Origin of the sequence: Paenibacillus sp. FSL R5-0345 (assembly GCF_000758585.1) — a bacterium.
Lineage (GTDB): Bacteria > Bacillota > Bacilli > Paenibacillales > Paenibacillaceae > Paenibacillus_AQ.
In genome coordinates this window covers 39572-58853 of the sequence record NZ_CP009281.1, presented here as the reverse complement: position 1 = coordinate 58853, position 19282 = coordinate 39572, and the positions used below count along the sequence as shown (strand labels likewise).

Annotated in this window: 19 protein-coding genes and 1 riboswitch; of the genes, 1 reads left to right on the top strand and 18 read right to left on the bottom strand. The window is 45.0% G+C overall.

Annotated features, from left to right (window positions below; genetic code table 11):
* Nucleotides 1-178 precede the first annotated feature (178 nt).
* From R50345_RS00275 to pth, 4 genes are all read right to left on the bottom strand, one after another.
* Nucleotides 179-1207, bottom strand: a complete 1029-nt coding sequence (locus tag R50345_RS00275) for a peptidylprolyl isomerase (protein WP_042123130.1) — start codon at nt 1205-1207, stop codon at nt 179-181.
* On the bottom strand, nt 1194-4718 hold the full coding sequence (mfd, locus tag R50345_RS00270) for a transcription-repair coupling factor (RefSeq protein WP_042123128.1): 3525 nt from the start codon (nt 4716-4718) through the stop codon (nt 1194-1196). The genes R50345_RS00275 and mfd overlap by 14 nt, the downstream gene beginning before the upstream one ends.
* Before the next feature lie 131 nt (nt 4719-4849).
* A complete protein-coding gene (locus tag R50345_RS00265) occupies nt 4850-5080 on the bottom strand; it encodes an anti-sigma-F factor Fin (RefSeq protein WP_042123127.1) in 231 nt (76 codons plus the stop codon).
* 84 nt (nt 5081-5164) lie between these two features.
* The gene (pth, locus tag R50345_RS00260) at nt 5165-5725 is read right to left on the bottom strand and encodes an aminoacyl-tRNA hydrolase (RefSeq protein WP_042131738.1); all 561 of its coding nucleotides are present in this window, start codon (nt 5723-5725) and stop codon (nt 5165-5167) included.
* Between the two features lie 125 nt (nt 5726-5850).
* Between pth and R50345_RS00255 the strand changes: the two genes are divergently transcribed.
* Entirely contained in the window at nt 5851-6051 is a 201-nt protein-coding gene (locus R50345_RS00255; protein WP_042123126.1) for a hypothetical protein, read from the top strand.
* 139 nt (nt 6052-6190) lie between these two features.
* Here R50345_RS00255 and R50345_RS00250 read toward each other — a convergent pair whose 3' ends face one another.
* The 14 genes from R50345_RS00250 to R50345_RS00180 form a co-directional block, all read right to left on the bottom strand.
* Nucleotides 6191-7144: a ribose-phosphate diphosphokinase gene (locus R50345_RS00250; RefSeq protein WP_036678796.1), complete on the bottom strand. Its 954-nt coding sequence runs from the start codon at nt 7142-7144 to the stop codon at nt 6191-6193.
* A gap of 87 nt (nt 7145-7231) precedes the next feature.
* A complete protein-coding gene (gene glmU, locus R50345_RS00245; protein ID WP_197069785.1) occupies nt 7232-8623 on the bottom strand; it encodes a bifunctional UDP-N-acetylglucosamine diphosphorylase/glucosamine-1-phosphate N-acetyltransferase GlmU in 1392 nt (463 codons plus the stop codon).
* A gap of 281 nt (nt 8624-8904) precedes the next feature.
* Nucleotides 8905-9195 carry a septation regulator SpoVG gene (spoVG, locus tag R50345_RS00235; RefSeq protein ID WP_042123119.1) on the bottom strand — a complete coding sequence of 97 codons (291 nt, stop codon included), beginning with the start codon at nt 9193-9195 and terminating at the stop codon, nt 8905-8907.
* Between the two features lie 210 nt (nt 9196-9405).
* Nucleotides 9406-10233 carry a pur operon repressor gene (gene purR, locus R50345_RS00230; RefSeq protein WP_042123117.1) on the bottom strand — a complete coding sequence of 276 codons (828 nt, stop codon included), beginning with the start codon at nt 10231-10233 and terminating at the stop codon, nt 9406-9408.
* 76 nt (nt 10234-10309) lie between these two features.
* Entirely contained in the window at nt 10310-11164 is an 855-nt protein-coding gene (gene ispE / locus R50345_RS00225; protein WP_042123114.1) for a 4-(cytidine 5'-diphospho)-2-C-methyl-D-erythritol kinase, read from the bottom strand.
* 140 nt (nt 11165-11304) lie between these two features.
* Entirely contained in the window at nt 11305-11481 is a 177-nt protein-coding gene (locus R50345_RS00220) for a small, acid-soluble spore protein, alpha/beta type (RefSeq protein WP_042123112.1), read from the bottom strand.
* Nucleotides 11482-11663: 182 nt separating this feature from the next.
* On the bottom strand, nt 11664-11939 hold the full coding sequence (veg, locus tag R50345_RS00215) for a biofilm formation stimulator Veg (RefSeq protein ID WP_019914493.1): 276 nt from the start codon (nt 11937-11939) through the stop codon (nt 11664-11666).
* Nucleotides 11940-11992: 53 nt separating this feature from the next.
* Nucleotides 11993-12259 (bottom strand): hypothetical protein, encoded by a 267-nt coding sequence (locus R50345_RS00210; RefSeq protein WP_197069729.1) that lies wholly within the window; start codon nt 12257-12259, stop codon nt 11993-11995.
* Between the two features lie 74 nt (nt 12260-12333).
* Complete coding sequence (yabG, locus tag R50345_RS00205) at nt 12334-13236, bottom strand: sporulation peptidase YabG (RefSeq protein ID WP_042123106.1); 903 nt, start codon at nt 13234-13236, stop codon at nt 12334-12336.
* Between the two features lie 71 nt (nt 13237-13307).
* A complete protein-coding gene (gene rsmA, locus R50345_RS00200) occupies nt 13308-14192 on the bottom strand; it encodes a 16S rRNA (adenine(1518)-N(6)/adenine(1519)-N(6))-dimethyltransferase RsmA (RefSeq protein ID WP_042123104.1) in 885 nt (294 codons plus the stop codon).
* Nucleotides 14189-14740, bottom strand: coding sequence for a ribonuclease M5 (gene rnmV / locus R50345_RS00195; RefSeq protein ID WP_042123102.1), 552 nt, complete (start codon nt 14738-14740; stop codon nt 14189-14191). The genes rsmA and rnmV overlap by 4 nt, the downstream gene beginning before the upstream one ends.
* 177 nt (nt 14741-14917) lie before the next feature.
* Nucleotides 14918-16081 (bottom strand): resuscitation-promoting factor, encoded by a 1164-nt coding sequence (locus R50345_RS00190; RefSeq protein WP_042123100.1) that lies wholly within the window; start codon nt 16079-16081, stop codon nt 14918-14920.
* 281 nt (nt 16082-16362) lie between these two features.
* Nucleotides 16363-16592, bottom strand: a riboswitch (cyclic di-AMP (ydaO/yuaA leader).
* 197 nt (nt 16593-16789) lie between these two features.
* Complete coding sequence (locus R50345_RS00185) at nt 16790-17560, bottom strand: TatD family hydrolase (RefSeq protein ID WP_042123099.1); 771 nt, start codon at nt 17558-17560, stop codon at nt 16790-16792.
* A gap of 149 nt (nt 17561-17709) precedes the next feature.
* A complete protein-coding gene (locus tag R50345_RS00180; protein ID WP_042123097.1) occupies nt 17710-18993 on the bottom strand; it encodes an HD domain-containing protein in 1284 nt (427 codons plus the stop codon).
* Nucleotides 18994-19282 lie beyond the last annotated feature (289 nt).

Genomic DNA, 19282 nt, shown 5'->3' with positions numbered 1-19282 from the left:
TCGTAATATCTGACCATAGTATTCATCTCTTCCCAGATCCTTATACATAAGCTGACATGTATTAATATCTGTATCAAGATAAAGCCGTTCTACAGATGTTTCCTCGAAATAAAAAGCCATCTTCACATTAAGTGAGGATGGCTTTTTCTAAGGTAAGCTTGTCCATTTTTGCCGATGTTTATTCAGCGGCTTTTGTAGCGCTTGGGGATGCACTTGGTGCTGTAGTGGCTTCTGTTCCGGATTCATCTGCGGCAGCAGAGCTCTTCGGCAGATTGATGCTCTCAATAATGCCTTCCAAATCCTTCTCCATGAACGCTTCTAGGTTCTTGGACACAATGGAGCTCTTAATGCCTTCTTTTTGTTCATCCGTTAACTGGTCAAAGGTTTTGTCTGTGCGGGACTCCACCTTAATAATGTGGTAACCGTAAGAAGTCTCTACAGGATCACTAATGGTATTCAGAGGCAACGTTTGGGCAGCCTTCTTAAACTCATCTACATAGGTGCCTACAGCTTTATCTTTGTATTCTCCGCCCGTTTCCTTAGAGGCTGTATCGTCAGAGTATTCCTTAGCGATTGCTGCAAAATCAGCTCCGCCGTCCAGCTTTGCCTTAACTTCCTTCGCGATTTTCAGAGCTTCTTCGCTGGTGCGCTCTTTGTTGTCAGCATCGGTCAGACCGATCAGCACATGACGCAAAGTCGCTACCGTAAAGTCACCTTTTGTAGCTTCAAATTCTTTAACAACCTGATCGTCGGTCACTTTAAGCAGCATATCCTGATAAACTGTCAGCACACGCTCCATATAACTATGGATGTCGCCCTCAGTAACGTCTGCGTCTTTTAGTGTTTTCTTATAATTGTCGCCCAGAGCTTTCTTCAAATCTGCGATTTGGCTATCTGCCTCTTTCTTCGCCTGCTTCTTCGCTTCATCCGTTGCTTGGGAAGCCAAGTATTCGAAGCCCACTTCCTGTTTCAAAATAGACTCCTTAAAAGCATCAATCTCTAAATATTGCGCTTGCTGTGGGGAGAGGAATTTCATGATTTTTTGATCCATCGCAAATTCCTTCTCTGTAATCGTTCCACCTTTATAAGTCGCTACTGCCTTGCTATCATCAGCACTACTACCGCATGCTGCGAGCATAGAAAAGGAAACCGCTGCTACCAATGAAACGAGCAGCACTTTCCATGATTTTTTTTTATTTAACGACATTGTGTAGTTCTCCCTTCGATTTAAAAGACTGTTTAGCTTCCTTAAGAAACTGTTCAAGCAAGTCAAGCAGCTGTTTATCACTTAAATCTTTCGATTTAACTCGGATACTGGCTTTAGCATCTCTATCGAATTGTACACGTCTTTCGAAGCTATTTCCAACTTTAGCGAGTTTTGCTGTATCCAGAGCGCCAAGACTCCCCTCGTAGAAATTCAGGGTAACATCATCACCACGTCTGATCATGGAATCAATACCATACATTTTCCCATACACTTTCAGACGAGCCACAGTTAGTAGATTAACAACTGCTTCAGGCAGTTCTCCGAACCGATCCAAGAGCTCATCCTCAAGCTCAGAAGCATCATCGAAGGATGTCACTGCCGCAACTTTTTTGTAGATTTCAATTTTCTGGATACTGTCGTAAATATACTCGGATGGCAGATACGCGTCAATCGACAAATCAATGACAGTATTGCCTTCTTTAAGGGACGTATCCTCCTCACCAAGTACAGTAACCTTACGCTTGCGAATTTCCTCCGCCAGCATTTGTGAGTATAGATCAAATCCTACGGATGCAATAAAACCATGCTGTTCTGCGCCAAGTAAGTTGCCGGCACCGCGAATAGATAAATCTCGCATCGCTATTTTGAAACCAGAACCGAGTTCCGTAAATTCCTTAATAGACTGCAGCCGCTTCTCTGCCACTTCCGTCAGAACCTTGTCCCGTTGATACGTGAAATAGGCGTACGCAATCCGGTTGGACCGGCCTACACGTCCACGCAACTGATACAGCTGAGACAAGCCCATCTTATCCGCATCATGCACAATAAGTGTATTTACGTTAGGAATATCTACACCCGTCTCAATAATACTTGTGCTGACCAGCACATCGTATTCTCCATCAAGAAAATCAAGGATCGTCTTCTCGAGCTCAGCTTCCGACATTTGACCATGTCCGATGCCTACCCTAGCCTCAGGAACTAGCATGGAAATTTGAGCGGCCATTTCTTGAATGCCCTGCACACGATTATAGAGATAGTAAACTTGACCGCCACGAGCTAATTCGCGCTCTACAGCTTCCCGCGTAAGCGTCTGACTATGCTCAACAACATAAGTCTGCACGGGGAAACGGTTCTCCGGCGGCGTCTCAATGACAGACAAATCACGCACTCCCAGCATCGACATATGCAATGTACGAGGAATTGGAGTTGCTGTCAGGGTAAGAACATCTACATTCGTTTTTAACTTCTTCAGCTTCTCTTTATGAGTCACGCCAAATCGCTGTTCCTCATCCACGATCAATAAACCTAAGTCCTTAAATACAAGGTCCTGAGACAATAAACGGTGGGTACCAATAACCACGTCAACCGTTCCTGCCCGAACACCTTTAATCGTCTCATTCTGCTCCTTACGGCTGCGGAAACGACTTAGGACTTGAATATTTAGCGGATAATTTGCGAAGCGTTCCCGGAAGGTCTCATAATGCTGCTGAGCTAGAATCGTTGTCGGTACCAGCACAGCCACCTGTTTACCTTCAATCGCTGATTTAAAGGCTGCTCGTATAGCTACTTCCGTCTTACCATATCCAACGTCTCCACAAAGGAGCCGATCCATTGGACGATTCTGTTCCATATCCTTCTTAATCTCTTCAATCGCTCGAAGCTGATCCCGAGTCTCCTCGTAAGGGAACATTTCTTCAAATTCACGCTGTTCCTGTGTGTCCTTCTCAAAACCATACCCTGCTGCACTTTGGCGTTCAGCGTACAGTTTGATTAGATCATCAGCAATATCCTGAACGGAAGAGCGGACCTTATTGGTCACCCGCGTCCATTCATTACCGCCTAATTTATATACTTTCGGCTCTTTATCTTCTGAACCGACATATTTCTGAATCAAGTCAATTTGCTCAATCGGAACCGAGAGCTTATCGCCACCCGCATATAAAATATGCATATAGTCGCGATGAATACCGCTGACCTCCAGCGTGCCGATCCCCATATACTTACCGATACCATGGTTCTGGTGAACAACATAATCACCAATTTTCAGCTCAGTATAACTCTTGATCCGTTCAGCATTATCTATCCCTTTGGAGATCTTCCGTGCCTTCCGCTGCTTCTGAGAGAACATCTCTCCTTCAGTGATAACGGCTAAATGAATAGAAGGCAGCTCAAAGCCTGAACCCAGGTTTCCTTGTACGATCGTTGGCTCATCAATGCCGTAGTCATAAAGGACTCTGCGCACACGTTCAATCCGTTCTTCACTGCTCGCAAGCATCATTACCTTTACACCGGACTTCTGCCAACGCTCCATTTCCGATTTAAGCACATTCATCTGACCATGGAAATCCTGCATCCCACGACTAATAAACCCAAGAATGTTCTGTGGTTGAATGTGTGGGACCTGGCGCAAAAAGATCGACATAAACAGGCTTTGGAACGGACGTTTGTACATCACAACATCTGTCTCGACAGAGAGATCCAGATCCGGCAATGTTTTGCCGTTTTGCATCAGATGGAGGTTCCATTCCGATTCATCTCTTTCGAGCTGTTTCGCCGTTTCAAGCAGTCTTGTCGGCTCATCGAGAATAAGGATCGTATCCTGGGCCATGTAATCAAATAAATGAGAGCGTTCAGGGTATAAAAGACTGATATATTTATAGATTTCAGGAAAATAGGTTCCTTCGCGCAGCATTTCTAGCTCGCGTCCAATTTCTTCTTTTAGACGCAACTTAGCCTGCCGATCCGCCATTTTCTCTAGCTGCCGTTCCAGCATAACAGATGCTTCAGCAGAAGCAGATTCCTGGCGAAACCTGCTCGCTATAATCTCTTTAGCCGGTGTAATCTTCACACTTCGTACTTTATCAATAGAACGCTGATCGACTGGATCAAAAGTTCTGATCGAATCAACCTCATCATCAAATAACTCAACACGATATGCCAAAGGAGAAGTCATTGGATAAAAATCAATAATTCCACCTCTTACGCTCAGTTCACCGCGATTCTCAACCCGCTCTACTCTTTCATAACCCATTTCGATCATGGACATCAAGAATTCATCCAGAGCAAGCGTTCCATCCTGAGAAACCGTAACCTGTGCCTCTGCCATAACCTCTGGTGCAGGGAGCAATCTGCGCACTCCCGAGTAGGGAACTACAACAATACCACGGAAGCCCTGGGCACATTTGGTCAGTACATCAATACGCTGGGCTAATGTCTCTGGACTTGAGACAGCCGCTTCCGCAGCCACAAGTTCATTAGCAGGATAGAGCAGTACTCGTTCCGGGGAAAGCGCTTCCTGTAAATCATCGGCCATTTTCTGAGCCGAAAACATATTATGAGTCACCACAAGCAAGGGACGAGCTGTCTCTTCATGCAGTGCTGCAAGCATGATCTGTCTAGCTGAACCTGTAAGCCCCGATATGAGCTGCTCTTTCATACCTGCAGCTACACCCTGGGTGATAGACTGGAAATCGGGATCCTTGGAAAAAGCTTCTATAATACCTTGTAACAACAGGCGCACCTCTCTTACTAAACAGGCTAACGGAAGCCAAAGCCACCGTCACCTATTATGATTGGAATCGAAAAGAAGCCTCAGCTGTAACGCCAAGGCTTGCGGATGACGATAGAGACAGGCGCTATCACCTACTGAAGCGGACTCGTCAGCAGGCTAAGCTCCGGATTATGCTCTAAAGCCTCCTTGCAATAGTCGCAAGTCACCTTTACCGTGATCTCACCTTCTGAATTATACGCTATTATATCTCTGCGCTCCGCAGGGGTCAAGGAATGAAGGCCCAACTGCATTTCTGTTACATCACTTCTATTAATGCTGCCTAGAGATGTCTTGCAGTGCCTACATACATAGTTTATTGCCATCTATATGCCTCCTGAAGGTACTATATACCTTCAGTATGTCCGGGGAGCATCATCTTTAGCCTCATAACCAACAGAGTTTACAGATCAACCATTGAATTTAGCCATCGTCTGTTCGAATGAATTCTGTAAGCTGAACTCCAGTGCATCACAAGTATTAAGGATCATCTGCTTCAGAGGATCGCCTTCCTTTTTAGGAAAAGAAGAGAGAACATAATCCACTATTGCAAAACCCGGTTCAGGGCGAGAAATACCCATGCGTACCCGATTAAAGCTTTGTGTACCTACATGCTGAATGATCGATTTAATTCCGTTATGCCCACCAGCACTACCTTGATAACGCAAGCGAATTTTTCCGATTTCGGTATCCAGATCATCGTAGACGACGATCATATCTTCTAGTTTAACTTTATAATAATCCATATAAGCGCGAACGGCCTCACCGGACAAATTCATAAAGGTCATCGGTTTAATCAATACGGTTTTGACTCCCCCGATAACCCCTTCACCGATCACGGATTTACATTTGCTTTGGTTGAAGGAAATCCTGTTCTGAGCCGCAAGCTCATCCAATGCCATAAAACCAACATTATGCCTTGTTTTCGCATATTGTGTTCCCGGATTTCCCAATCCGACAATCCATTTCATTATCGAACCTTTCCTTTCCATTCGGGCTCTCCGGCAAGAGAAGTCCGTTTTTGGTACAATAGATCTTATCTACATATCTCTGTGCAACCAGAGCGAAATTATACTCCGAAGACAGGTGATAACCTATGCTACATCAAAGTAGAATCTTAACACATCAGCGCGATTTTCAGTACCATATCCAATATGCTGTGCCTGTGGAAATATACAGAGGCGACGTGCACATTGACATTGGTGTATTGACAGCAGTGGACGAAGGATTCGTGGAGCTGCAAGGGACACTCTATAACCGCAGCATATTCACCTTCGTCTCCCGCGCCGGGTATTGAAGCCAGCGCTTCTACCTGCATCACGCCGATAAGGGTTACATCTCCGAGAACGGAGGTGTAACCCTTTTGTAAAATATAAGAATGTATAAGTTTCACGCTATACATTATCCTTATATTTCTCGCAATTCATTGATTATATTTATTCAATCTCAAACAATTTACTAATCGACAACTCTTCATGAACGCGGATAATTGCCTCACCCATAAGTGGAGCCACGGACAACACTTTGAGTTTAGAAGTTGGGTTCGCGCTGCGAATTGGAATCGTATCTGTCACGATAATCTCTTTAATTGGAGAATTCTCCAGACGTTCATGTGCAGGACCAGACAATACTGGGTGTGTACAGCAAGCGTATACTTCCTTCACGCCGCCTTCCATCAAAGCATTAGCACCAAGTACAATGGTTCCAGCAGTATCGATAATATCATCGATCAGAATGGCTGTTTTACCTTCAATATTACCGATAATGTTCATGACCTCGCTGACATTCGGCTCTGGACGACGCTTGTCTATAATTGCAAGCGGAGCGTTCAGGAAATCAGCAAGCTTTCTTGCACGTACTACACCGCCGTGATCTGGCGATACGACAACTGGGTTCTCGATTTGTTTGGAACGGAAATACTGAGCCAGGATGGGAACTCCCAGCAAGTGATCTACTGGAATATCAAAGAATCCCTGAATCTGCATAGCATGGAGGTCCATCGTAATTACACGGTGGGCGCCGGCTTTTTCAATCAAATTTGCTACCAGCTTGGCCGTAATAGGGTCACGGGAACGAGCTTTCCGATCTTGACGAGCGTAACCATAGTAAGGGATAACCACATTGATGCTTTTTGCGGAGGCGCGTTTGAGTGCATCCACCATAACTAAAAGCTCCATTAGGTTGTCATTAACCGGGCCGCAGGTGGATTGTACAATATACACATGACAACCCCGAACGCTCTCTGACAGCTTGACCTGAATTTCTCCATCGCTAAAACTTGTAGTATGCGATTCACCCATCGGAATTCCGATGTAATCAGCGATTTGACTAGCAAGCTTTGGGTTGGAGTTACAGGTGAAAATCTTTAATTTGGAATCACAATAAGTCATAAAATTTAAACCCTCCGTGACGGAATTTAGCTTTCCAAAGGCGCCGGCGCGGAAATACAAGTCCGTCCGGCGCTTCTTAGCAACGCTTTACGATGGACTCGAGTGGTCTTTCTTCGCTTTTGCACGGGAACGGATCTTCTCTGCATATCCCGGTTTATTCTCCTGCCGCACTCTGGCAACAGCCAGATCGTTCTCTGAAACGGAACGCGTAATTGTCGAACCAGCTACAACAAAAGCCCCCTTGCCCACAGAAACCGGTGCAATAAGGTTAACGTTACTGCCGATAAAGGCATCGTCTTCAATTGTTGTCGTAAATTTATTATACCCGTCGTAGTTAACAGTAATCGCACCGCAACCGAAGTTTACATTCTTACCCACAGATGCGTCGCCAATATAGCTAAGATGCGACACCTTAGAACCGTCACCAATCGTAGCATTCTTGATCTCGACGAAATCTCCAACCTTCACTTCTTCTCCAAGTATAGAACCTGGACGCAAATAGGCAAAAGGCCCAACGGTAGTCCGTGCGCCAACTTGTGCTTGATTCAATACGGACTGCTTAATCGTCGCGTCGTCCATGATCTGACAATCTTCGATTTCACTTGCCGGTCCGATCACACAGTTCTCACCGATTACAGTTTTCCCCTTCAAGATGGTTCCTGGATAGATCGTTGTATCAGAACCAATGACCACATCTGCTCCGATATAAGTGGAGGCAGGATCGATTATGGTTACGCCACCCAGCATATGTTTGCGGTTGATACGTTGACGCATAATTGCTTCCGCATCTGACAAAGCTAGACGGTCATTAACACCAATAGACTCGTTAGCATCCTCAGTCTGAAAAGCTAGAACAAGATCACCTTGCTCACGCAGAATACTGATAACATCTGTTAAATAATATTCTTGTTGATTATTGCTGTTAGTAACCTTCTCTAACGCTGAAAATAACTTAATGTTATCAAAGCAATAAATTCCTGTATTAATTTCATGAATAGCAGCCTGTTCGGCATTACAATCTTTCTGTTCTACAATCTTCAATAAACCGCCATCTTCACTACGAATAATCCGTCCTAACCCGGATGGATCATCCATTACTGCAGTTAATACAGTCGCTGCTGCCTGACGTTCCTCATGCAGAGCCATTAATCCTATCAGCGTCTCCGATGTAATAAGCGGAGTGTCGCCATAGGCAACAATCGTTGTTCCCTCTTCACTACCGAGCAAATCCTTAGCCTGTTTGACAGCGTGACCAGTACCGAGCTGAGTTTCCTGCAGCACGTATTCCGCACCTTGCCCTACAAAGGCCTTAACTTTCTCTGCGCCATGCCCAACAACAACAACGGTGCGCTGGCATCCGGTAGCTTTTACTGTATCAAGCACGTGCCCTACCATTGGCTTACCGCAAACGGGGTGCAGCACCTTATATAATTTAGATTTCATTCGCTTGCCTTGACCTGCGGCAAGAACTATAGCCATTCTTTTCAAGAATGCCAACCTCCTACTCTTGAACTCACTACTGAATATATCTCATTCCGGGCAAAAAGAAAAGAGAACCATGAAGTCATGGTTCCCTTTTCTATAAACCCCATGTTAGAAAAGCATTTATCGCTGCCTTTCGAAGATGTCGTCAAATCCTTCACTAGCGGTAGCTTTTCTTGCAAGATCAAGCTGCTTAAGTCCTGAAGTGTATTCGGTATGATCTTATCAAAAACGGCGGATCCTACGCCACCCAAAAGGTAGCCGTCTTCCGAGGCAGCCTAAGCTCCCTCTTCAATAACTTCTTCTTCTTCTTCAGTAGCGGCGCGATCGTACTCGGCTAAAACCGCGGATTGAATCTTCTCGCGTGTTCCCGAAGAGATCGGGTGAGCGATATCGCGGAATTCGCCATCCGGTGTACGCTTGCTGGGCATTGCAACAAACATCCCGTTATTACCATCGATGACGCGAATGTCATGAACAACAAACTCGTTATCGATTGTAATGGATGCGATTGCTTTCATTCTCCCCTCAGAGTTAACGCGGCGGAGTCTGACATCCGTAATTTGCATGTGTGTGTTCACCACCTTTTTCCATCAGAGACTTGGTGTATAATTCCACACAGCAAAGCGAATTCCTTCTTTTTGATTCCATAAAATACCTAAAAAAGAAATATATTTTTTAGGATCTGTTGTTTTCGACATGCATCGGGTGATTTTCTTAATATTCCTTACGTTTTCGACAATTTCCACGCTTTTTGAAAACGTAGAAACGTCAAACCATCAAGAGGAAAAATAGTTACCCGGATGCGCTGAAATCCGCCGCTCTTTCGAATCGACCTCGCTCAGCTTTACTAAAGACACATAGTCATGCAACAGGCGTTCTTCCGACTCTACTGCGCCTGACTCAACTAACACACCCACTCCAGCAACCTCGGCATTAAACTCTCCCAGTAAGTCGACCATCCCTCGAACGGTTCCGCCTGCCTTCATGAAGTCATCTACGATGAGTACCCGCGATTTCTCCTTGAGTGCACGTCTGGAAAGAGACATGGTGTGTATGCTCTTATGTGATCCAGATACATAGTTAATACTTACTGCCGAGCCTTCTGTAACCTGATGGTCACGTCGTACCAGTACTACTGGCAAGCCGAGCTGTGCTGCCGTTGCATAGGCTAACGGAATCCCCTTAGTTTCTACTGTCATCACCACATCGATTTCCGATCCATAAAAGGCCGTTGCGATGATCTTCCCCGCCTGCTCCATCAAAGATGGCAGTCCAAGCAGATCCGACATATACAAATAACCACCGGGCAGTATCCGATCTGTCTGTTCTAGCTGCACACATAAACGTTTAACAAAAGAGAGCGCCATTTCTTTAGGCATAACAGGAATATAACGTACTCCACCTGCTGCGCCGGCTAAGGTCTGAAGCTCACCGATGCCTTCACCTTCAAATACTTCTTTTATGATTGCCAAATCTTCACTGATGGAGGACTTAGCCGCTCCATACCGATCGGCAAATATAGACAGCGGCAGTAGGTCATGTGGCCGCTCAAGTAAAAACTGAGTCATGTCTACCAAACGTTGGCTTCTTTTTAATTTCTTCACGGAATGCTCCTCGCCAAAACCGAATATTTTATGAAAAATATATCACTTTTGTACGGGTTTACACAAGAGAAGCATACTAATTGAGTGATCTCACTGCGTAGACTTCCTTGCAGAACCCTCGCAGTCCATTATAAATTCTTGCTACTTTAGACTGCTTGGACACTAAACCGAACACTGTAGGACCGCTGCCGGACATTAAGACTCCGTCTGCTCCGAGCTTAACCATCGCCTCTTTGAGCTGCTGTACCTCTGGATGCAGCTTTAAGGTAACATCCTCAAGCACATTGCCCAGATGATTACACACGCCCCCAAAATCTCCAGCTTCGATCGCGTCCTGCATCTTTCTAGCCGAAGGATGAACAGCGATATTATTGCTCCGAATGCGACCGTATACTTCCGCAGTCGATACATTGATAGGTGGCTTAGCCAATACTACCCAGCATTGCGGAGGGTTCTTAATCGGCGTCAGCTTTTCGCCACGACCTGTTGCCAAGGCAGTACCGCCTGTAACGCAGAACGGCACATCTGAACCAAGCTCAGCACCAAGCTCCTGTAGCTCCTGTGAAGGTATGCCTAGACGCCACAGCCGATTAAGGCCGCGTAGCGTAGCTGCTGCATCGCTGCTTCCGCCAGCCAGGCCAGCAGCGACCGGTATTCTTTTGTCCAGATGGATATGTACACCACTCTTCACGTTATAACGCTCTTTAATAAGCCTAGCCGCCTGAAAGGCCAGGTTCTTCTCATCTAGAGGAATATAACCCGCTTGACTTGATATTATAATAGTATCCCTTGGCAGCTCAGACAGCTCTAAACGGTCTGCTAGATCCACCATGGTCATAATCATTTCCACCTCATGAAAACCGTCAGCACGCTTGTGCAGCACATCCAGCATCAAATTAATTTTCGCTGGTGCCTTCTCATACATTTTCAAGGCGTTCACCCACCTTCAGCTTTTCCCGTAAAAACAACTTAACATATTATATGAAAAACTTCTAATGAAGTCCAATAATAAAAGGGTGTCGCCAGTTGGACGCACCCTTATTCGTTAAATAAATGTTCACACCCTAAAGATTAAGATTTCCGGGCAGCTTGTTCAGCGAGCTGAATTGCTCTTTTTACCATATTGCCGGCATCCTTTGCCCGGATTCCTCCCCAGCCTTCACGTTCTACAGTTTCGTAAAAACCAAGCTCCTTGGCTAACTCCGTCTTTAGTTCTTCCGACATCGTGCCTCGTTTTCTTCGGCTCATTACGGAATTCCTCCCTTATGAAAGTAAATGATAAACCCATTGCTCAATTAGTATGCTTGCTAAGAACAAGGATCATTCACCGGACATGTTAACCGCCAAAAAGAACCGGTCGTCCTTTATCAAGGACAACCGGTTCTCGTAGAAATAAAAAACAGCCTCCAAAGGAAGCTGCCTGTGAGACATTAAGCTTTAATATACATAATCCGCATCTGCCCATCGTCTTCACATACTGTGATTTCCACAGATTCAGTAAGGATATCGGCATAGCTATAGGAGACTCGCTTGAATGTTTGCTGCTCCTGATCCAGTTTGACAATAAATACAGAAGGGTACGTTTCTTCCAGGACACCGGTGCGTTCAACGGTTTTACGACGACCTCCGTTTGCACGCAACGTGATCTTATGACCGACGTGAGCTTCGAGACTGCGTTTAATTTCCAACAGCGCGTTATTAGCCATTGCCTGACGACCACCTCTTTTCTTGTCCATTATACAACTTTCTCAGGCGTTTGTCAAAGCAAATAAATAATTATAGATGATGAATATTTGGTTGTCAACGGAATTTTTTTGCGGGCAATCAGAGGCGAACTAATATCCTTGTTATCTGTAATGCGATTGCTACTAAGCAAGAAAACATATCCTTGTAGTTCTTTAAAGATAGCAGCTATTTCACGTAATAAATCCCCCAAAGTGGGGGCTTCGATCCGTGCCCAGGTACTTTGCGGGTGCCCCAATATATATGCTCTGAACATAAAAAAAGGGTCAAGCATATCGCTCACCCTCTCTTCACATTATTCTATTCGGCCACTCCAAATTACCTATTAGCCTTGGAAAATAGACCTACCCCTGTCGATTAAATCGCAGAAGGTGTCACTTTTAGTGCCGACAGGTTCTGCAGGCGCGGCATCCCAATACGGAAGCTGCCACGGGTCTCAATACCGCCGATTCCCTGATTACCACTAATGGTGTTGTTCAAAACATCACTCAGATTCACCGTATCCCTAATGGGCGTGAACGACGATTTTGCCGCTACGTATACTGGGTCTAAGGAATGGATCAATATGCGTCCAGGGGAACTGGCAAAGTTCGCCCCTGCCCCCAGCAGCGCTTCAAAATGTGACTGGCAAGCACCTGCAACAATCGTCAACGCATCAAAATTTCGCTCATAATCCCTAGCTACCCTAATAGCAGCTACGAAGTTTTGCGAATTTTTATAGCTGCTCAGACTGTGAAGATCGTAAGTATGCTGTTGCTTCAGCACCCCGTCATGACCGGTAATCACCACAATATCTGGACGCACGCGGGGCAGCAGCCGGTATAAAGTGTCAGCCATTGCGGACTCATGAACATGATGACCTTCAGCAGGGATCCGCAATTGCTCATATAAGCTCAGACTCTTATTCAAGTACGCCGGATCGCCATCCAGATGTAGTACTTTCCCCGGCACTTCAAAATAAGCAGCTTCCTTGGGCGATGGAGCCCATGCCCCCTCTGATAGAGCGCTCCCGCTCCGCTGACTTTGCTCCTGTCGGTCTTTCCGCAGCTGTGTCAGTGATTCATTCGCTTTAATCTGTGCTTGTTGTCCTCGTTCCGTAATTCGGGTAGGAGGCACTTGAACCAAGTCATTCAGAGGAGAATCCGCCAACAGACGGAAATCTGTGCCTTTAATGACGGCTCTGTCCTGCACAATATGATCTACACGAAAAGTCAAATCACCGCCATACGATTTACGAACGACCAAGTCTCCTAAATTCATTACAACCACCACCTCTACCCCATCGTATGGGCAAAGGCCTCAGTTGGTTCATAACTAGCCGTGTTTTTAGCTTATACGATTCCAGCAGCCAACAGAACACCGCTCAATCGGGCGTATTCTTCTAAACTTAACGTTTCTCCGCGACGGGTTGGTTCAATACCAGCTTCTGCAAGTAAAGCCTCCAGACGTTCACGTCCCTCTTCAGGGAAATAACGAGCCTTGAGATTGTTAGCAATCGTTTTGCGACGCTGTGTGAAAGAAGCTTGGACGACCTCAAAGAAATGCTTCTCACTCTCAACTTCTACCGGTGGACGCTCTCTTACCTTTAGACGGATTACAGCCGACTCCACATTAGGTTGAGGAATGAATACTGTACGCGGTACAATGCAGACGAGCTCAGGCTCACTGTAATACTGCACGGCAATGCTAAGGCTTCCGTATTCCTTCCCTCCCGGAGAAGCAGCCATACGCTCCGCAACCTCTTTCTGAATCATTACAACGATGTTATCAAGCGGAAGCTTCTCTTCGAGCAGCTTCATCAGGATCGGTGTAGTCACATAATACGGCAAATTGGCAACTACGCTTACCTTGTTCACGGATGAAAAGTCTTCCTTAAACAGCTCCTGCAGGTTTACATTCAGAACATCATCATTACGAACCTTAACATGCGGGTAAGGGGAAAGTACGTCCCTTAAAATAGGGATCAACCTACGGTCGATCTCCACAGCGGTTACCGCACCGGCTGTTAGCGCCAAACGCTCCGTCAGTGCTCCAATCCCAGGACCGATCTCTAGAGCCCCTGAGTCGCTATCTAGCCCAGCAGCGTCTACAATCTTGTCCAATATATTTTGATCAATCAAAAAATTCTGTCCTAAGCTCTTCTTGAACTTAAATCCATAACGTTGAATAATCTCTTTTGTCCGTTTTGGAGTTGAAATTTCCTCTCTACCACTCATGAAGTAATGCCCCCCTGATCAATTTGGGCGAGAGCTCCGGCAAATTCCTCCCGCGTAATTCCAAACATCGCCAGCCGCTTGTACAGCTGCTTGCCATTACAATATCCGATTCCAAGCAAATTACCAAGTGCCATACGTCTTTCAGCTGCCCGAGGGTGTACAAGCATTCCAGCGGCCATTAGATCGTCAATTCCAATTATTGCAGGTGCTCCTTCAAAAGAGGTATGTACGTTTCGTAGCGCATGACGAATCGCCTCTGGAGAGGCGTTCTCCACACCGATATCTCCCTTACGGGTTGCGTCCTTCTCCGGAATGAAAGCATGCTTGCAGCCCGGCACCTTTGCGGACACAATCTTACGAATTCGTTCACCCGCGTGATCCGGATCTGTAAGAATAATCACCCCTCTACGCTCCATAGCAAGCGCGATCTTCGCAATTACGGTCCGGTCTACCGCCGAGCCCCCTGTTTCGATCGTATCTGCTTCTACAGCGCGTTTAACAGCGACGGTATCACTCTTACCTTCAACGACAATTAATTCCTTAATCATATCTCTTGACTCCTTCCAAAAAAAGCAAAAAAGAAGAGGTTTCGCTCCTCTTCTTTTGGTTAAAGAATTTATAAGTGATGAGCGGTTGCTCTGCGATCAACGAAATGATCATCTGGCGTTCCTTAACGGTTATCATCACTATAGCTTATCAAAGAATAATTTGCAAAAGCTTCCGAACTAATTTAACTCCGGCTTCACAGGTCCAATCACATAAACGGTACGTGATTTACGACCGAAATTACGCACATGGCTCAGTGAATCGTAATAGACATCTACTTTATTGCCTTTAATGGCACCGCCAGTATCTTCAGCTCGGCGGAATCCAAGCCCCTCAATATATACCCACCAGCCAATAGGGATTACATTCGGGTCTACTGCAATTGTACGACCTTCCGTTACGCGTGTTCCGGAGGCAGTTTTGGTACCTATACCTGGCTCTTCTGATGAATAAGCTGTCATGGAGACGTTCTTAATCATCTTCTTGTACTCAAAGTCTACGCCAGCCTTACTTGTGACGTTATTAGTCTTGGCGCTAACCTTAGCCGTTTTGGAAGTAGTGTTTGATTTGGAAGTTGTTGTAGTCTTAGCTACAGCCGGCTTAGGAAGTGGTTTGGTACCAACGGCAATAACTTTATCTTTCGTTACCGTTTGTACTTCCTTACCAATCATGCGCATAGAGGCCAGTTCTCCGTCTTGGTAGATCTTTTCAATATGCTGAATCATGACGCCTGGTTTGCCTGCCTGTGCCACTCTAACTGTTCCCACAGTAAGGGAGGGGTCTGCTGTCTTGATGACTCTGAAGGGTAAGTTAGTTGTCCGCTGTACAGTCTGTTTGTTGATGCGAACAATCTTAATCTCCATATTGGCAGAAATGGCGGTGTCTAACGAAGGGAAAATCTTATCATGACCTTCTAGGGTGATGCCCATTTTGTCAATTGCTTTACCGATTGTATCCTCGGTTGTATATAACGTTTTTGTTGCTCCGTCCGCAATAAGGCTAATTTTCTGCGCACGATTGATAACGACACGGTCACCGTCTTTTATTTCATCACTCAGACCTAAAGATAGTTCATCATGCGGCTGCAGCGAAATTTGCTCTTTCTCCAGCACATCACCAAGAAGCGCTTCTCGCGTTTCAAGCGTCTGTGTCTGCCCGTCTATTACTAAAAATAATTGTTTGTTACTTTGACCGTGTACGTACAGCAGAATAAGTAGCGCGATAGCGACTGAAATCACGCCTGCAAGTAAAAGTACGCGAGTATTTACTTGCTCCCACCGTAGTGCGAAAGACCTGCTGGATGACTGCGAATCATGGGATACTTCTGGTTGGAATACGCCCATTCTCTCCATCCTCCTTACATAGCCCCGTCGTCAATTGTATATCATGAGGACTGAATTCCTTTGACGAAACTATTTGAGATTGTCACAGGACACGCACTTAATAACTTAGCGTCTCCTGCTCATGGATCGCCTGCTCGGCACAGCTACTCCCACCCCTGTTATATAACAGTATGTGGGCAACATTCTATTTATTCAAAAATAAAAAAGCCTAAAAAGAGTTCAATTGAGGACTCTTTCGTGGCTTCTCCAAATTCAGAATAGAGAATGCTTGTGCACGAGGTTGCCTCTCTTACTTGCGCTTACGGGGTTAGCTGTCGGGTTCGGACGAAAGAGAGACGCCCTATTTCAGGTCACCCGCTCATGGCGGTTGCCCTTAAATTCACCCCAAAGACCACGTGAAGAAATCAAATACTGTCCTGTGGCACGTCGAAGCCGTATTCAAAATACAGGCATGCGACAGGTCAATATTGGTTCCCCCGTTCTCCATACGGAGACTCAGCGAGACGATCCATGAATCAGTGGCTGTCACTATAACACAGCTCACATCACTGAAAAGATGATATCCTGTTTTGATGCATGTTGTAAAGGACGATTCAACCACGTTTAAGCAAAAATTTGGTTAAAATATTGTAATATTCAGCCGTTTTTATATTAAAAAAGTTTAATATATCGGCCATTCTCTATTTTTCGCCTGTTTTACTCCCGTTTTCACTCAATCCCAAATCGTTCCAGTGCGTTGGCATACGTTATTTTAGCCAATTCTTCCCATGTTAGCCCTTTAATTTCAGCTGCCGCCTCTGCTACCAACTTCACATGAGCACTCTCATTTCGCTTCCCGCGGAAGGGATGAGGAGTCAAATATGGAGCATCCGTTTCGATCAATAATCGGTCTAACGGGGTCTGCGCAAGCACTTCTTTTGGCACTCGTGCATTTTTGAACGTAATGGGTCCTCCAAACGATAAATGAAAACCAAGATTCAAGCACATTTTTGCCGTTTCCCAGCTTCCTGAGAATGAGTGCATTACGCCTCCAACCTCATTTGCCTTTTCCTCCCGCAAAATCCGTACAACATCTTCATGGGCATCACGGTCATGAATACAAATCGGCATCTTTAGTTCACGGGCTAGTCCGATTTGCTTGCGAAAAACCTCATGTTGCACATCCTTGGGAGAGGTATCCCAGTAATAATCCAGTCCAATTTCCCCAATAGCCACCACTTTTTTATGACTGCACAAAGAAGCGATCCAATCGAGGTCTCCTTCTTTCATATCTATCGCATCCTGCGGATGCCAGCCCACTGCAGCATAAATATAATCATAAGATTCTGCCAGCTTCATCGTAGAGGGAATCGTCTCCCGATTAAATCCGATATTAATCATCTTACTAACGCCAGCCTCTACAGCACGAGCGATAACTTCTTCGCGATCCTCGTCGAATTGAGGTGCATCCAGATGCGTATGTGTGTCAAACAGAAACATTTTTGCCGTCACTCCTTGTTGTTTTTTAACATAAGACAGTGTGAATTTCATGCCATCTATTGTATCGTCTATTTCTACGAGAAGCAGTTATTGATTTCAAAAGACGAAAACATCGTTCCTTCTTGTCAAAAATCCCATATTTTCTTGTATTATTTTGCAAAAATCTCTGCTATTGAAGATGGCAATCGTGTAAGCGCTTGTCTCAACTTATCTTGAGGAAAATACAGATGATACCTGCCACGATGAATGCCGCTAATAGAGCGTACAATATCCGACACCTCTGAAATTTCCCTCAGCTGATCATGTCGATCAAGCAGCAAGATTTGCTTATTGTCAAAGGCTTCTCCCGGACGGAACACATCATAGGGCAAATCTGTCGGAAAATCAATCTCCAAGTCATATTCCGGGTGAAGTCCCGCTGCCGCAAAACTGCTCCGAATTTCAGTAATCATATCTGTATCAAGATTCTCCATCTCAACATATTTATACAGTTTACGATGAATAAAACGGGTACACAAGTCGCTTAATAGCTCATCTTTTTCAAGCGTCCACTGCATAAAAGCCGTCTGTACCAGCGCCTCATCTAACATTAAATATTGCTTCACTGTCACCTCTCCACGGAACAAATCCTCCAGCGGATGAATCATAAAACTAAAATGGTACCCCTCTTGGAAAAGCTCCTTAGCTCTACGGAAAATTTGTCGCAAAATAATCTCAGAGCTGCGTGTCACCGGATGAAAATATACTTGCCAGTACATTTGATAACGCGACATTAAATAATCCTCAATCGCATGCATTCCCGATTCTTTTACCACAACCCGACCATTATAAGGACGCAGCATTCTCAAAATCCGATCAATATCGATCGTTCCATAGTTTACACCTGTATAGTACGCATCACGCAACAAATAATCCATGCGATCAGCATCTAGCGGACTGGAAACCAGATTAACAACGATTTCATGCTCATAAGTTTTGGAGATCACTGAAGCTACTTTACGAGGAAAATCCTCCTCCACATCACGCAAGATCTCAGTTATCTCTGTGTCCTCCAGAATAATACGACAAGTCCAATCCTCATGGTTCATTTCAAAAGCTTCTTCTATAGAATGAGAAAATGGACCATGTCCCAGATCATGAAGCAAAGCCGCACACAAGGTCAGCAGACTTTCTTCAGGAATCCAATCCTTATACCCGCTTCGTTCAAATTGCGAAATGATTCTACGTGTAATTTCGTATACCCCAAGGGAATGAGAAAACCGACTATGCTCTGCACCATGAAAAGTGAGATACGAGGTACCCAGCTGGCGGATTCGGCGTAGACGCTGAAACTCCTTTGTATTTATTAGTCGCCAAATAATAGTATCCTGCACGTGTATATAGTTGTGAACCGGATCTTTGAAAACCTTTTCTTCTGTGAGCGGCTGCTTCATGAGATCAACTCCTTTTTTAAATTTAATATGATTTTAACCAATTTAAGTATATAATAAGTAATTATGTCGTACTTTGTCGAATGATGCCGATTTTAGTCTTGGTAAATCGACAAAGTTTATTTTTACACTTTTTTTAGAATTCGTGATTATGATAGGCAATTCAAAGTTTTTGTGAAAAAGTTCTTAATTAGCATATGAAAAAAGGTTGACTGTTTTGGGAATCGTTGGTATTATGAATATCATAAAACAGTGAACAATGTCGAATAATGGCGTTTTTGGACATTGAGAG